Genomic DNA, 384 nt, shown 5'->3' on the forward strand with positions numbered 1-384 from the left:
ATGTTTTGCCTTCGGAATTCAATTTTATTTTTGATCCCTTCTTCAATCCAGAACGTTTGAATGAGTCGTCAAGCAAGACATCGCCTGATTTTGTCGGAAAATTTTTGATGTCTTTTGCAATGAAACTGTTTTTTTCAAGACCGATGAAGTTGGCACTCGTATTTTTCATTTTTTTGTGCTTGGATACAACGGATGCCTGTCCGAGAAGCGTTTCCTTATTGGTTAAATGCAGTGCGCTGATTTGTTCGTATGTGATTAAAGATTGACGCTGGTTTACGTTCGCGTCTTTGTTCAATGCGATTCATTTGAAATTCCAGCTGTCGATTGCCGCAGTGTTTTGACTTCCCAATCCTTGTGCAAGTCCTGTCAAGATAAAGATGAGCC

1 protein-coding gene is annotated in these 384 nt (G+C 39.8%); it reads right to left on the reverse strand.

Translation table 11 applies throughout. The features are described 5' to 3' along the window. Window positions 1-295: hypothetical protein (locus KJQ99_RS10135; protein WP_214150774.1), on the reverse strand; the 295-nt coding region annotated here is incomplete at its 3' end. Window positions 296-384: the final 89 nt, after the last annotated feature.

This window comes from Campylobacter sp. 2018MI13 (assembly GCF_018501135.1).
Classification (GTDB): domain Bacteria; phylum Campylobacterota; class Campylobacteria; order Campylobacterales; family Campylobacteraceae; genus Campylobacter_E.